Origin of the sequence: Pseudomonas sp. R43(2017), from assembly GCF_002112345.1 — a bacterium.
Taxonomy (GTDB): domain Bacteria; phylum Pseudomonadota; class Gammaproteobacteria; order Pseudomonadales; family Pseudomonadaceae; genus Aquipseudomonas; species Aquipseudomonas kribbensis.
Map to the genome: position 1 here is coordinate 20,058 of NZ_NEHJ01000013.1, position 12,515 is coordinate 32,572.

Sequence of the window (12,515 nt, forward strand, 5' to 3'; positions counted from 1 at the left end):
AACACACTGCCACCCGGTATTCGCAGTACTCGACACGACCGTCACCGCTACCCGGCCGGTGTCAATCCGATCATGCCTGTGCCTGCGTGCGGGTGCAGGCTTCAGGCGAACGCTAGTATAAGCGGGTTACCCGCAGCGTCCTGCGCCGGAGCAGGTCCATCTGTTGATTGTTCCTGACAGAAATTTCGCTTTTTGCCTGCGACTAATGATCAACCTGCGGAAAAGCGGGAAATCGGCTACTCAATTCCGCGCAACGGCTGGCGAGCATCTCCCTCAAAAGGTTCACCGGCTTACTCAATTGCGCGCGATGGGCGCACAGCAGATTCAGCGGAGCCCGCTCGCAGAGCAGCCCCGGCAGCAGCACTTTCAATCGCCCCGCAAGAACATCCCCGGCCACATCCAGCCAGGATTTGTAAGCGATGCCCGCCCCCGCGACGGCCCATAGACGCACCACATCGGCATCGTCGCTGAAACGGTCGCCACTGACGGTCAGGCCGACTTCGCGTTTGCCGTCATGAAAGCTCCAGTGGTCGTGCACCCGACTGCCCAGCATGTACAACAGGCAATTGTGCTGCGCGAGCTGCTCAAGTTGAGTCGGTTCGCCATGTTTCGCCAGATAGCCGGGAGAGGCACACAGTACCCGCCGGTTCTGTGCGGCGATGGGCAACGCGACCAGACTGGAGTCTTCCGGTTCGCCGTAGCGCAAGGCGATGTCCACCGGTTGGCGAAACAGGTCGGCGATGCGGTCGCCCAGCAGCAGACGCACGGTCAGTTTCGGGTGTTCGCGCTGAAACTCGTCGAGCCACGGCAGCAGCAGATTGCGGCCGAAATCCGAGGGGGCCGACAACTGCAGAATCCCGCTGACCTGATCCTGACCGCTGGCCAGCAGACGACGACCTTCATCCAGATTGCTCAGCGCCGCCCGGGCGTATTCGAGGAAGCCTTCACCCTCGGACGTCAGCCTCAGACTGCGGGTGGAACGCGCCAGAAGCCGTGCGCCGAGCTGTTGCTCAATACGCTTGAGCGCCGCGCTGGCCACAGCGGCGGACATATCCATCACCCGGGCCGCCGCCGACAGACTGCCCAGATCCGCCGCCCGGACAAACAACTGCAAGTCATCGAAACGCAACATTCCAGCCTCGATTATCAAAAAAATATTGAAAGAGACTGCTCTTTTAGCCGGTTTTATCTCGCGTAGAAATAGCCAATCATGCCTCCCATCGAATTCATCCCGTTCCGGAGTCGACCATGTCCCAGCCCTTCACCGCTATCGCCACCCTGATCGCCAAACCTGGCCAGCAGGACGCCCTCGAAAACGCGCTGCGCGCACTGGTGGAGCCGAGCCGCGCAGAAGACGGCTGCAGCCAGTACGACCTGCACCGCGACCTGGCTGATCCGCTGACCTTTTATGTGATTGAGCACTGGGCCAGCGAGGAAGTCCTTCAGGCACACAATGCCAGCGCGCATTTTCAGACCTTCCAGGCCACCGCCGGCCATTGCATCGAACACTTCCAGTTAAAACGCCTGGGTGCCATCGCCTGAGCCCTTCTTCTATTAATTTGTGGAGCCAAACATGAAAGCCATCGCCTATTACGCATCCCTGCCCATCAGCGACGAAAAATCCCTGCAAGACATCGAACTGCCGGAGCCAGTAGCCGGTCCGCGCGACCTGCTGGTGGAAGTCAAAGCGATTTCGGTCAACCCGGTCGACACCAAGGTTCGGCAGAACGTAGCGCCGGAAGGCGGCGCCGCCAAGGTGCTGGGCTGGGACGTGGCCGGTGTGGTCAAGTCGGTCGGCAGTGAAGTGACACTGTTCAAGGCGGGCGACAAGGTGTTCTACGCCGGCTCCATCGCCCGTGCCGGCGGCAACAGCGAACTGCACGTGGTGGATGAGCGAATTGTCGGCCACATGCCGAAAACCCTTGGTTTCGCCGAAGCCGCCGCCCTGCCGCTGACCGCTATCACCGCGTGGGAGCTGTTGTTCGAACGCCTGCAAATCCGCGAAGGCAACACAGACGAAGGCCAAAGCCTGTTGATCGTCGGCGCGGCCGGCGGCGTGGGTTCGATCCTCACCCAACTGGCCAGCCAGTTGACCGGGCTCAAAGTGATCGGCACCGCCTCCCGTCCGCAAACCCGGGAGTGGGTGACAGAACTGGGCGCTGACCTGGTGATCGATCACAGCCAGCCGTTGAGCGAAGAACTGAAACGCGCCGGCCTCACTCATGTGACCCACGTCGCCAGTCTGACCCAGACCGACCAGCATCTGGATCAACTGGTCGAGGCCCTGGCGCCGCAAGGCAAACTGGCGCTGATCGATGATCCGAAGTCGCTGGACGTGACCAAGCTCAAGCGCAAGAGCCTGTCGCTGCACTGGGAGTTCATGTACACCCGCTCGCTGTTCGAGACGCCGGACATGATCGAGCAGCACAAACTGCTCAACCGCGTCGCGGACCTGATCGATGCCGGGACGTTGAAGACCACGGTGGGCGAGCACTTCGGCAAGATCAACGCGAGCAACCTGCGCCGGGCCCATGAATTGCTGGAAAGCGGCAAGGCCAAGGGGAAAATTGTTTTAGAAAGTTTCTAAAACTCCGGAGGCCGCAGTCTTCGTCAGCGCCAGAAGTGGCTGACTCGGGGGCTGCGGTCGCTTTTTGCCGTCAGTCAGATGCTTGACCCTTGTCACAATTGCGATCGTGTTCGGGTCTACAATCGAAACCTCTGCGATGCAATCTTTTACGTACGGGAGGTCAGCAATGAAGATCCTGATAAAAGAAGTGGCAAAGTCCCAATGGCAAGTTCGCCTTGACCAGCACGCCGTGACATTCCGCAGTGAAGCCGAAGCCCTGGCCTTCACCCGCACCCTCGAAGCGCGTCTGCACGCGCCCCATCAGATTCCCGAGATTACCCAGCAACGCGCTGTCGGCTGAGTTTCTTCCGTTCAGACTTCGGCCTGCGCCTTTGCCAGCGCCCGGGCATTCTGCATGCGCCGGGTGAGCATCGCCGCGCTGACCACCAACAGACCGCACAGGCTGATGACCATGGCCATCGGCACGGCGGTGCCATCGTGCAATACGCCCACCAGCGCCGAAGCCCCGGCGGCGACGCTGAATTGCATGCACCCGAGCAACGCCGAAGCACTGCCGGCGCGAGCGCCCTGGCCGTTCATCGCACTCGCCGCCGCATTGGGGCTGATGCAGCCAAGACTCGCCACGCAAATGAACAATGGAATCAGCAGCGGCCACAGGGCCTCGGTGTGCAGGGTGCTGACCGCGAGCAATGTCAGCCCGGCACCGAAGTAGACCCAGACCGCCCGCGACAACAGAAACGCCGGGCCGCGCTTGGCCAACAATCGCGCATTGACCTGCGCCACCAGAATGAAGCCCGCCGCGTTGGTGCCGAACAGCCAGCCGAAATGCTCGGGCGGAACGCCGTACAGCTTGATGAAAATGAAAGGCGAGCCGGCAATGTAGGCAAACATCCCGGCGATGGCGATGCCACCGGTCAGGGCATGTCCCATGTAGATCGGATCGGTCAGGAGGCGACCGTACTGACGCAGCGCACCGGACAGTGGCTGGCGCGGAACATGGGCCGGCAGACTTTCCGGCAGGCCAAGAGCGACCGCCAGACCGGCCATGGCACTGAAGCCGGTCAACACCAGGAAGATCGACTGCCAACCCGTGGTGTTGACCAGCAGACCGCCGAGCATCGGCGCGAGGATCGGAGCCAGCCCCATTACCAGCATCAGTTGCGAAAAGACCTTCGCCGATCCCACGGCATCGCATTTGTCGGCAACCACCGCCCGGCCAATCACCATCCCCGCACAACCGCCCAGTGCCTGAACGAACCGCGCACCGATCAGCCATTCCAGATTCGGCGCATAAGCGCAGGCCAATGACGCCAGCGTGAACAGCACCAGGCCCGTGAGCAATGGAATCCGCCGTCCGAAACGATCCGCCACCGGACCGTAAGCCAGTTGGCCGATGGACAAACCAAAGAAGTAAGCCGACAGCGTAAGCTGGACGTGTTTCTCATCGGTGCCGAACGCCAGCGCCATGGAAGGAAATGCGGGGAGATAGAAGTCGATCGCCAGCGGACCGAAAGCGGTCAAGGCACCGAGAATCAGAATGGTACGGAAGTTCATCAGGCGTCCAGGTTTGGCAGGCAGTTGGGCGGGCACTTTGGTAAAGAGTGCAGCCCGACAGTCTAGCCGCGCGAGGACGCCTTGAACAATCCGGTAGCTCGCTAACTATTAAAAAGTTCAGGCGAGCCGGATGGCGTAGCCTTCTTCGCTGATCGCCTCGATCACTTGCTCGGCGCTCAACGCACTTTCGACACCGACTTCCTTCGCCGCCAGATCGACCCGCACGCTGGCCGCCGGATCCTTGCTCTGCACCGCCTGGGTAACGGCCTTGACGCAGTGACCGCAAGACATGCCTTCAACACTGAACACTTGCATGGAATGACTCCTTTGAGTGAGGTTGCCGGCAGTGTCGAGCTTGCCACGATGGCAAGGTCAAGTTCTGTAAACAACTGCCGGGCTGGCAATCGGCGCCGCGCTCGGCCAAGCTGCGTGCATCCATGACATCAATTCAGGAGATTCAGCCATGCGCTGGTCAGCTTTCAGCCTGTTTGGCCTACTCAGCTTCTTTGCCTGCCTGCCCCAGGCCAACGCAACCGGCGAGGATTACGCCGTTCTGATCATCTCCCGCGAGCGTCTGGAAGTGCCGACCTCCTGCGAGATCGGCGTGTACATCCAGGATCAATTGGCCGGGCGGCTGCTTCAGGAACAGACCACATCGTTCAATCTGCCCTACGGCAAAGTTTCCATTCGTCTGAAACTGGAGCCAGGCCAGATGCCGGGCTGCAAGCCGGGGATGCTGGCACCGCCGGCGCAGGAAATCACGCTCAAGGCCGGCAGTGTGGTGAAGTACCGGATCGCGTCCAACGATCAAAGGGGACTGTACCTGCGGCCAGCCGCGCTCGAATACTGAGCCAGGGCCCGAAAAGGGGGAGCCGGCAGGCTCCCCCTTTTTTTGGCCTTGACCTTGCCAGCATGGCAAGGTTGATCCTGTAGGCATCCACTACAGGGAGTACGACCGATGTCCGATTCCATCACGTTCGATCTGCCCATCAGCGGCATGACCTGCGCCAGTTGCGCCGGCCGCGTCGAGCGCGCCTTGAGCAAAGTCAGCGGCGCCAGTGCCGTCAGCGTCAACCTCGCCACCGAACAGGCCCGGGTGCAGGCCCCCGGCGACAGCCTGCCGGCGCTGATGGAAGCGGTTGAGCGCGCCGGCTACAGCGTGCCGCAGCAAACCGTGGAATTGAACATCGACGGCATGACCTGCGCCTCCTGCGTCGGCCGCGTCGAGCGTGCCTTGAACAAAGTGCCGGGAGTGAAAAGCGTCAGCGTCAACCTCGCCAACGAACGCGCCCACCTCGAGCTGCTCGGCGCAGTCGACCCGCAAACCCTGATCGCTGCAGTGAGCAAGGCCGGTTATTCGGCCAGCCTCTTCGAACTCGAACATCCACAATCCGACAATCATCAGCAACGCCTGAACCACGAGCGCTGGGCGCTGATCTGCGCCATCGCCCTCGCCTTGCCGCTGGTGCTGCCGATGCTGCTGCAACCGTTCGGCATTCACTGGATGCTCCCGGCCTGGGCGCAATTCGCCCTCGCCACTCCGGTGCAATTCATCTTCGGCGCGCGGTTTTATGTGGCCGCGTGGAAAGCCGTGCGCGCCGGCGCCGGCAACATGGATTTGCTGGTAGCCCTCGGCACCAGCGCCGGTTACGGACTGAGTCTCTATGAATGGGCCACGACCACCGAGGGCATGCCGCATCTGTATTTCGAAGCCTCGGCAGTGGTCATCGCGCTGGTGCTGCTCGGCAAGTACCTGGAAAGCCGCGCCAAACGCCAGACCGCCAGCGCCATCCGCGCACTGGAAGCGCTGCGGCCGGAACGGGCGATTCAGGTCATCGAGGGTCGTGAACAGGACGTCGCCATCAGCGCCCTGCGCCTCGGCGATCTCGTAATGGTCAAACCCGGTGAACGTTTCCCGGTGGACGGCGAGGTGCTGGAAGGCCAGAGCCATGCCGACGAAGCGCTGATCAGCGGCGAAAGCCTGCCGGTGCCCAAGCAGCCGGGGGACAAGGTCACCGGCGGCGCGATCAACGGCGAAGGCCGCCTGCTGGTGCGCACCACGGCGCTCGGTGCGGAAAGCGTGCTGGCGCGGATCATCCGTCTGGTGGAAGACGCTCAGGCCGCGAAGGCGCCGATCCAGAAACTGGTGGATAAAGTCAGTCAGGTGTTCGTGCCGACGGTTCTGCTGCTGGCCCTGGCCACACTGATTGGCTGGTGGCTGTATGGCGCGCCGCTGGAAACGGCGCTGATCAACGCCGTTGCAGTGCTGGTAATCGCCTGCCCCTGCGCTCTTGGTCTGGCGACACCGACCGCGATCATGGCCGGCACCGGCGTGGCCGCGCGCCACGGGATTTTGATCAAGGACGCCGAAGCGCTGGAGCGCGCCCATGAAGTCAACAGCGTGGTATTCGACAAGACCGGCACCCTGACCTCCGGCACCCCGCGCATCGCGCATTTCAGTGCGATCAACGGTGACGAAGATGCCCTGCTGACAGCGGCCGGCGCGCTGCAACGCGGCAGTGAACATCCGCTGGCCAAAGCGGTGCTGGATGCCTGCGCCGAGCGCAATCTGGCGGTGCCCGATGTCAGCGACAGTCAGTCCCTGACCGGTCGCGGCATCGCCGGCCATCTCGACGGTCGGCGCCTGGCGCTGGGCAATCGTCGCCTGTTGGAGGAAACCGGTCTGGACGCCGGCACGCTGGCGGAGTCCGCCCAGGCCTGGGAAACCGAAGGCCGGACACTGTCGTGGCTGATCGAACAAAGCCCCGAACCCCGTGTGCTCGGTCTGTTCGCCTTCGGCGACACCCTCAAGCCCGGCGCGCTGCATGCGGTGCAACAACTGGCTGCGCGACATATCCACAGCCACCTGCTGACCGGCGACAACCGTGGCAGTGCTCGCGTCGTCGCCGAAGCGCTGGGCATCGAGAACGTCCACGCCGAAGTGCTGCCGGCGGACAAAGCCGCCACCGTCGCCGAGCTGAAAAAAACCGGCGTCGTGGCCATGGTCGGCGACGGCATCAACGACGCCCCCGCGCTGGCCGCTGCCGATATCGGCATCGCCATGGGCGGCGGCACCGACGTGGCCATGCACGCCGCCGGCATCACCCTGATGCGCGGCGATCCGCGACTGGTGCCGGCCGCGCTGGAGATCAGCCGCAAGACCTACGCGAAAATCCGCCAGAACCTGTTCTGGGCCTTCGTCTACAACCTGATCGGCATTCCGCTGGCGGCGTTCGGCTTGCTCAATCCGGTGCTGGCCGGTGCGGCGATGGCCCTGTCGAGCGTCAGTGTGGTGAGCAATGCGCTACTGTTGAAAACCTGGAAACCCGAGGATCTGGAGGACAACCGATGAACATCGGCCAAGCGGCCCGCCACAGTGGCCTGAGCGCGAAGATGATCCGTTATTACGAGTCGATCGGACTGCTCAAGGCCGCCCATCGCACCGACAGCGGCTATCGCGTTTACGGCGACGATGACCTGCATACCCTGGCGTTCATCAAGCGCTCCCGGGACCTGGGCTTTTCGCTGGAGGAAGTCGGCAAGCTGCTGACCCTCTGGCAGGACCGCCAGCGCGCCAGCGCCGATGTGAAGGCCCTGGCCCGCCAGCACATCGACGAGCTGAATCAGAAGATTCGCGAACTCGGCGAGCTGCGCGACACCCTGCAGGATCTGGTCGAGCACTGCAACGGCGACCATCGCCCGGACTGTCCGATCCTCAAGGAGCTGGCGTCGGGCTGCTGCGCGCAACCCGCCCGCGCCTGAGCAGCAGGATTTTCATCGACAGCACAGTGGCGAGGGGAATGCCGTGGAACAGCAGCACCACGGCACCCGGCGCCCACCAGTTGTAGAACGGTGCGGCGATCAGCATGCCGACACCGAACCCGGTCATCTGCAACAGTGTCAGGAAGCTGAAAATCGGCAGGCGCAGGGGCTCCGGCTCCCGTTGCAGCCGTGACATCAGCCCCACTTCCGAGAATCCGTCGCCCAGCCCGGCCGGCAACGAAAACAGCAAAAGACCGACGACGCTGTGCTGCTGGAACATCAGGATGAAACCGCAGGACATCAGCAGCACGCCACCGAAGTAGCGGCGCTCCAGATGGATATTGTCAGAACCGTTCAGGCGACTGGCGATCCGTGCGCCCAGCAGTTTGCCGACGGCCCACACCGCGAGCATCAGGCCCAGCGTGGTGCTCGCCGAGTCCGGCGTGAGCAGTCTGGAAATGATCGGAAATCCGACGTTGTGCGCAGCGCTGCCCAAGGTGTCGGCCATCGTTACAGCCAGCATCGCCGCCACCACCGGGGCACTGCGCAACCCCTGCAACAACGCCGACCACTCACCCTGTTTAGCGCTTGATTCGGCCACCGGTTCCGGTGCGCTGAACCTCAGCGGCACGATCAACAGCGCCGCCAACAGATAGGTCAGCGCATTCAGCGCAAACACCGTTTCAAAACCAAACCCTGCGACCAGCAGCCCGGACACCAGACTGCCACCGACCATCGCCATGGAAGAAGCGGACGTGATCCAGGCATTGGTCTTGAGCAACTGCGCCGGCTCGATCAATCGCGGCAACTGACTGTTGAGGCCGATGGCGAACATCGAATTGCCGAAGCCCAGACCGAACGCGATCAGCGGCAGCAACAGCGCCTGCTGGCTGACCGGCACGATCAGCAACAACCCGAGCACAGCAGCGCGCAGCAGATCGAAGGCAATCAACGGCAAGCGACCGCTGCATAGGCGATAGAACGCGGTGCCGATCAGGCTGGCGAAAATCCCCCCGCCTACACGACTGGCCAGGAAGATCCCGACGCTCATGGAGCTGTTGCTCAGCAGGTAGACATAAGTGGCCAGCGCCACCATGTTGAGGAAAGCGCCGAAATCGGAAATAAGCCGCGCCGTGATGATCAGCCGGGCATTGCGGGAGGTGGTGGTCACAATCAATCCTTGAATGTGTAAAACCCGGCCGAAGCCGGGTTTTGTTTTTCAGATGCTCACTGCATCCACGGGGGCGGAGGCGGTTCGTCGGATTTGCCTTTCGGCGCATCCTCTGCCGCGCGGATCGCTTGCTTGCGCTCCTCGTCCAGACGCGCCGCCTCGATCTCGCGCAGCACCCCGCCGACATCGGCCAGGTCCTCGGGATCGTCGAACTCGCCGGTCAGCACGCTGGCCGGGTGCAACGTACCCGCTTCGTACAACGCCCACATTTCCTTGGCGTACCGGGTCTTCTTCAACTCAGGGGCGAAGCGGCCGAAGTACGACGCCATGTTGCCGACGTCACGTTCGAGCATGCTGAACGCATGGTTGTTGCCAGCAGCGTCCACCGCTTGCGGCAGGTCGATAATGACCGGGCCGGTCGGCGTCAGCAGCACGTTGAACTCCGAGAGGTCACCGTGCACCAGACCGGTACACAACATCAGCACGATCTGCGAAATCAGGAACGCGTGGTATTCGCGGGCCTGATCCGGCTCCAGCACCACGTCGTTCAGACGCGGCGCGGCATCGCCGTATTCATCGGCCACCAGTTCCATCAGCAGCACGCCTTCGAGAAAGTCGTACGGCTTGGGCACTCGCACCCCGGCGTTGGCCAGGCGGAACAGCGCCGCGACTTCGGCGTTCTGCCAGGCGTCTTCGGCTTCCTTGCGCCCGAACTTGGACCCCTTGGCCATCGCCCGGGCCTGTCGGCTGTTGCGAACCTTGCGGCCTTCCTGGTACTCGGCCGCCTGGCGGAAACTGCGTTTGTTCGCCTCCTTGTAGACCTTTGCGCAACGTAACTGATTGCCGCAGCGCACCACATAAACAGCTGCTTCTTTGCCACTCATCAGTGGACGCAGCACTTCGTCGACCAGACCGTCCTCGATCAGGGGTTCAATGCGTTTTGGAGTCTTCATCAGCTTTTATTGTGGGTCCTTTATTGCCAAACACGCGAATGTCACTCGTTATACGGCAATCCCCGCATCACGGGGAAGGGTTGCCGACCTGTGAACCTGTGGATGCACACACTGTGCCGGATCAAATACGTCAATCCACCGCTCTTGTATCGACCGCTGCGAATCATAGCCGAGCCTGTCGAACTTGTTGGCGCAAGGACTTGAGGGCATTTGCGACAGAATCTGACATCCAGCTTCGTTCCCGTCGTAAGAATTTTCTCTTACAGCCTCAATTTCCCTCTTCGGCAGCCGAATTCCTCTGAGACAGAGGAATTTGTCCGACAATCGTTCCAAAAAATTCGATGTCGCACTCAAGGAAAGGAGTGGCAAACAACGTTTTTCGGCTGCCAAAAAACCGCGAGTCATCTGCACTGCGTGGGCCTACAAGAAAATCTGGAGCGCGGATGAACATCAAACAGAAGTTGACCTGGGCGTTTGCAATCATCGCCTGTTTGCCAGTGGTGCTGGTCGCCACGCTGGTGGTACTGAACCTGCGCAGCGATGCCCGGGAAGGCTTTGTCGACAGCAGCGGACGCGAGATCCGACAGGTCAGCAATGCCATGCAGCTGTTTTTTGACGGTATCAGCCAGAACGTTGATTACCTGGCGGCGCAACCGCTGGTCCAGAGCGCCGATGGCAGCGTAAGAAGCCGCATGAGCGCCAACGCCGACGACACCCGCGACGGAGAAATCGACAAGCAGCTGTTTGCCCTGTTCGAAAGCCTGGCCAAATCCCATCCGGCCTATTCCTATGTCTCCTATGGCCTGAACAGCGGCGGCTACGCGTTCTGGCCGGGCGACCCGAAAATGTCCAACTACGATCCGCGCACGCGCCCGTGGTACAAGACCGCCATGGCCAACCCGGGCAAGACCCTGCGCACCGAGGCCTACTACTGGGCCGGCGACGATGCGGTGCTGGTCAGCACCGTGCGCGCGGTGGCCAACCAGTTGGGCGCCCAGGGCGGCGTGGTCAACATCGACGTTTCGCTCAAGCAGCTCACCGAAATCGTCAAACAAATCAAACTGGGCGAAACCGGCTACCTGATGCTGATGGAAAACAGCGGCACGGTGCTGGTCGATCCGAAGCAGCCCGAGCACAACTTCAAACGCCTCGACAGTCTCGGCGAGGGCTACGCGCAACTGGCCAAGGCCGGCAAAGGGCTGGTGGAAGTCGAGCTCAACGGCGAGCGCTACATGGCCAACGTCTGGCCGTCGGAGCAACTGGGCTGGACCTTTATTGGCCTGATCAAACAGAACGACGTGATGAGTTCGGCCACCAAACTCACCTGGCTGATCGCAATCATCGCCGCCGTGCTGGCGGTGATCTTCGCCGTGGTCGGCGCCAGTTTCGCCAGCCTGATCGTGCGGCCGATCCGCAGCGTGGCCAGCGGTCTGGAAGGCATCGCCCAGGGCGAAGGCGACCTGACCAAGAACCTCGACATCCGTGGCAGCGACGAAACCGCGCAACTGGCCAACTGGTTCAACCAATTCCTCACCGCGATCCGCAGCCTGATCCAGCACATCGGCGGCGCGGCCGGGAAAATCCTCGCCACGTCGCAGAGTTCGACCCGGGTTTCCGGCGACATGGCCGAAGCCGCCGGACGCCAGCGCGAAGCCGTGGACATGGTCTCGACCGCATTCCACGAAATGGTCGCCACCGCCAACGAAGTCGCCCGCTCGTGCAGCCAGGCCGCGGAGTCGGCCGACAGCGGCCAGCGCCAGGCCCGCGAAGGCCAGCAGCAGATCGATGCGGCGGTGCACAGCGTCGATCAACTGAGCCAGGAACTGGAGCAATCGGCGCAGTCGATGCAACAACTGGAACGCGACAGCAACGACATCCAGTCGATCCTCGGCACCATCCGCTCCATCGCCGAGCAGACCAACCTGCTGGCGCTCAACGCGGCCATCGAAGCGGCGCGGGCCGGCGAGCAAGGCCGTGGTTTTGCGGTGGTGGCCGATGAGGTTCGCGCACTGGCCAAACGCACGGCTGACTCGACGGCGGAAATCGACGGGCTGCTGGGCAATCTCGCCAAGCGCACCAGCGCGGTGACACAACAGATGCGCGCCAGCCTCGATGTGTCGCAGCAGTCGGTGGCAAGGATTGGTGAGGCGCGGGAGAGCTTTGGCCAGATTCGTGAGTCGGTGGATGTGATTCGCGACATGAACACTCAGATCGCCACGGCGGCGGAAGAGCAGCATCAGGTGGCTGAGGACATCAATCGGCATATCAGCCAGATTCATGGTGATGCGCAACTGGTGGCAGAGCTGGCCAATTCGGCGCGGCTGGATTCGCAGAGTCTGGCGGGGTTGTCGAATGAGCTGGATGGGTTGGTGCGGCGGTTCCGTACCTGAGTAACCTTTGGAATTCCCTCTCCTTTTGAGAGAGGGAACTCCTGTAATTTCAGCGCTCGATGATCGCCGTCACCCCCTGCCCCCCCGCCGCACAAATC

General features: G+C 62.2%; 12 protein-coding genes and 1 pseudogene. 8 read left to right on the plus strand and 5 right to left on the minus strand.

Features of this window, described 5'->3' with window-relative positions:
• Window positions 1-202: 202 nt before the first annotated feature.
• On the minus strand, window positions 203-1,132 hold the full coding sequence (locus CAG02_RS29290) for a LysR family transcriptional regulator (RefSeq protein ID WP_085711274.1): 930 nt from the start codon (window positions 1,130-1,132) through the stop codon (window positions 203-205).
• Window positions 1,133-1,248: 116 nt separating this feature from the next.
• On the opposite strand from CAG02_RS29290, the gene CAG02_RS29295 reads away from it, so the two are divergent.
• The 3 genes from CAG02_RS29295 (at window position 1,249) to CAG02_RS29895 (ending at window position 2,927) form a co-directional block, all read left to right on the plus strand.
• Window positions 1,249-1,542, plus strand: a complete 294-nt coding sequence (locus CAG02_RS29295) for a putative quinol monooxygenase (RefSeq protein ID WP_085711273.1) — start codon at window positions 1,249-1,251, stop codon at window positions 1,540-1,542.
• 31 nt (window positions 1,543-1,573) lie between these two features.
• Window positions 1,574-2,587 carry a zinc-binding alcohol dehydrogenase family protein gene (locus CAG02_RS29300; protein ID WP_085711272.1) on the plus strand — a complete coding sequence of 338 codons (1,014 nt, stop codon included), beginning with the start codon at window positions 1,574-1,576 and terminating at the stop codon, window positions 2,585-2,587.
• Between the two features lie 166 nt (window positions 2,588-2,753).
• A complete protein-coding gene (locus CAG02_RS29895) occupies window positions 2,754-2,927 on the plus strand; it encodes a hypothetical protein (protein ID WP_167443758.1) in 174 nt (57 codons plus the stop codon).
• Between the two features lie 11 nt (window positions 2,928-2,938).
• Here the strand turns inward: CAG02_RS29895 and CAG02_RS29305 are convergent, their stop codons facing one another.
• Together CAG02_RS29305 and CAG02_RS29310 are read right to left on the minus strand one after the other, a co-directional pair.
• The gene (locus CAG02_RS29305) at window positions 2,939-4,141 is read right to left on the minus strand and encodes a multidrug effflux MFS transporter (protein WP_085711271.1); all 1,203 of its coding nucleotides are present in this window, start codon (window positions 4,139-4,141) and stop codon (window positions 2,939-2,941) included.
• Window positions 4,142-4,258: 117 nt separating this feature from the next.
• Window positions 4,259-4,456: a heavy-metal-associated domain-containing protein gene (locus tag CAG02_RS29310; RefSeq protein ID WP_085711270.1), complete on the minus strand. Its 198-nt coding sequence runs from the start codon at window positions 4,454-4,456 to the stop codon at window positions 4,259-4,261.
• 148 nt (window positions 4,457-4,604) lie between these two features.
• Between CAG02_RS29310 and CAG02_RS29315 the strand changes: the two genes are divergently transcribed.
• The 3 genes from CAG02_RS29315 to cueR all read left to right on the plus strand — a co-directional run bounded on the left by CAG02_RS29315 (window position 4,605) and on the right by cueR (window position 7,903).
• On the plus strand, window positions 4,605-4,991 hold the full coding sequence (locus tag CAG02_RS29315) for a hypothetical protein (RefSeq protein WP_085711269.1): 387 nt from the start codon (window positions 4,605-4,607) through the stop codon (window positions 4,989-4,991).
• 108 nt (window positions 4,992-5,099) lie between these two features.
• Window positions 5,100-7,493, plus strand: a complete 2,394-nt coding sequence (locus tag CAG02_RS29320) for a heavy metal translocating P-type ATPase (protein WP_085711268.1) — start codon at window positions 5,100-5,102, stop codon at window positions 7,491-7,493.
• Window positions 7,490-7,903 (plus strand): Cu(I)-responsive transcriptional regulator, encoded by a 414-nt coding sequence (gene cueR / locus CAG02_RS29325; RefSeq protein WP_025111722.1) that lies wholly within the window; start codon window positions 7,490-7,492, stop codon window positions 7,901-7,903. The genes CAG02_RS29320 and cueR overlap by 4 nt, the downstream gene beginning before the upstream one ends.
• Here cueR and CAG02_RS29330 read toward each other — a convergent pair.
• Window positions 7,857-9,074, minus strand: coding sequence for an MFS transporter (locus CAG02_RS29330; RefSeq protein ID WP_085711267.1), 1,218 nt, complete (start codon window positions 9,072-9,074; stop codon window positions 7,857-7,859). The two genes, cueR and CAG02_RS29330, sit on opposite strands and share 47 nt — an antisense overlap.
• Window positions 9,075-9,130: 56 nt before the next feature.
• Window positions 9,131-10,027, minus strand: coding sequence for a PA4780 family RIO1-like protein kinase (locus tag CAG02_RS29335; protein WP_085711266.1), 897 nt, complete (start codon window positions 10,025-10,027; stop codon window positions 9,131-9,133).
• Between the two features lie 599 nt (window positions 10,028-10,626).
• Here CAG02_RS29335 and CAG02_RS30365 point away from each other — a divergent pair.
• Window positions 10,627-11,559, plus strand: a pseudogene (locus CAG02_RS30365) (cache domain-containing protein); the annotation flags it as partial.
• A gap of 129 nt (window positions 11,560-11,688) precedes the next feature.
• A complete protein-coding gene (locus CAG02_RS30370; RefSeq protein WP_371320909.1) occupies window positions 11,689-12,417 on the plus strand; it encodes a methyl-accepting chemotaxis protein in 729 nt (242 codons plus the stop codon).
• Window positions 12,418-12,515 lie beyond the last annotated feature (98 nt).

Bases quoted from the DNA above. Each gene is read 5' to 3' on its own strand.
- CAG02_RS29290 (WP_085711274.1), bottom strand. From the start codon at position 1,132: ATGTTGCGTTTCGATGACTTGCAGTTGTTTGTCCGGGCGGCGGATCTG.
- CAG02_RS29295 (WP_085711273.1), top strand. From the start codon at position 1,249: ATGTCCCAGCCCTTCACCGCTATCGCCACCCTGATCGCCAAACCTGGC.
- CAG02_RS29300 (WP_085711272.1), top strand. From the start codon at position 1,574: ATGAAAGCCATCGCCTATTACGCATCCCTGCCCATCAGCGACGAAAAA.
- CAG02_RS29895 (WP_167443758.1), top strand. From the start codon at position 2,754: ATGAAGATCCTGATAAAAGAAGTGGCAAAGTCCCAATGGCAAGTTCGC.
- CAG02_RS29305 (WP_085711271.1), bottom strand. From the start codon at position 4,141: ATGAACTTCCGTACCATTCTGATTCTCGGTGCCTTGACCGCTTTCGGT.
- CAG02_RS29310 (WP_085711270.1), bottom strand. From the start codon at position 4,456: ATGCAAGTGTTCAGTGTTGAAGGCATGTCTTGCGGTCACTGCGTCAAG.
- CAG02_RS29315 (WP_085711269.1), top strand. From the start codon at position 4,605: ATGCGCTGGTCAGCTTTCAGCCTGTTTGGCCTACTCAGCTTCTTTGCC.
- CAG02_RS29320 (WP_085711268.1), top strand. From the start codon at position 5,100: ATGTCCGATTCCATCACGTTCGATCTGCCCATCAGCGGCATGACCTGC.
- cueR (WP_025111722.1), top strand. From the start codon at position 7,490: ATGAACATCGGCCAAGCGGCCCGCCACAGTGGCCTGAGCGCGAAGATG.
- CAG02_RS29335 (WP_085711266.1), bottom strand. From the start codon at position 10,027: ATGAAGACTCCAAAACGCATTGAACCCCTGATCGAGGACGGTCTGGTC.
- CAG02_RS30370 (WP_371320909.1), top strand. From the start codon at position 11,689: ATGGTCTCGACCGCATTCCACGAAATGGTCGCCACCGCCAACGAAGTC.